The organism is Rodentibacter trehalosifermentans (assembly GCF_002000545.1).
Classification (GTDB): Bacteria; Pseudomonadota; Gammaproteobacteria; order Enterobacterales; family Pasteurellaceae; genus Rodentibacter; species Rodentibacter trehalosifermentans.
This window is the reverse complement of record NZ_MLHL01000024.1, coordinates 1-1,029: the sequence shown is the minus strand read 5'-3', so window position 1 is coordinate 1,029 and position 1,029 is coordinate 1. Positions and strand designations below refer to the sequence as shown.

Sequence of the window (1,029 nt, the reverse complement as noted above, 5' to 3'; positions counted from 1 at the left end):
AAAAAGATGAAAATGTTGTAAACGCACCGAGAAAACCTGTCACTAAAAACAACTTCCACAATCCATTCACTTGCGGATATTGCCAAAAAAATGCCATCAATATACCAACAACGAAACACCCAATAAGATTGGCAAGTAATGTCCCCAAAGCAAAAATAGAAAATATCGGGTTCAAGCTATGGGTTAACGCCCATCTTCCTAAAGCACCTAATACTGCGCCACCACTAATACATAGTATTGTTTGAAACACTATTTTATTCCGAATTGAAGTTGAATATATTTTGCCACCGACTCATTCTGATTTGAGCCTATCTGTTCTAATTGTGGACAGGCTTGTTTAAGACGCTCATCAGCGTTCGCCATAATACAGCCTCTCCCAACGGAAGAAAGCATTTCTACATCATTCATTCCATCGCCGAAAGCAATACAATCTTCTAAGCCATAATCTCGTTGAGTCAATAAATGCGCTAATGCATCGCCTTTGGAAACATTTTTATTCATCACCTCTAAACAGGACAAGGCGGAATAAACAATAGTGGCTCTATCACCAAAATGTTCACGTAAATATTTTTCCACTTCAACTAAATCTTCAGGCGTTTTTCCTATAAAAAATATTTTTTCCACGCTACGGGCGTGATGTTTAGAAAAATCAACCACTTCATACATAAAACCCGAATCTTGATGAAATTTCTTCAATGCAGGCACTTCTTTATTGATAAACCAGCCTTCATCTTGATAAGTATTTAAACATACCTTAGTGTCGTCAAATGGCGTTTTGTAAAGTTCAAATACAAGATCTTCCGGCAAACTATTGCTATAAATAAGATTCCCCGCCATATCGCGTACTCTTGCACCATTTGAAGTAATCATCACCGCACGTTCTGCACCGATTTTAGCCAAAATAGATGAAACATCCGTGTGATTCCGCCCCGTAGCAAGGATAATATCAACACCATTCTGTTCAAGGCGGTTCAACGTATCAATCGTAAAATCCCCAATCATATGGTGTTCATTTAATAATGTGCCATC

2 protein-coding genes are annotated in these 1,029 nt (G+C 38.1%); both read right to left on the bottom strand.

Annotated elements, in window-relative coordinates; all coding sequences use genetic code 11:
* A partial coding sequence (locus BKK52_RS05255; protein WP_077478146.1) for a CrcB family protein occupies window positions 1–250 on the bottom strand: 250 nt, incomplete at its 3' end.
* The coding region (locus BKK52_RS05250) for a Cof-type HAD-IIB family hydrolase (protein WP_143531389.1) at window positions 250–1,029 on the bottom strand (780 nt) is incomplete at its 5' end. The genes BKK52_RS05250 and BKK52_RS05255, both read right to left, overlap by 1 nt.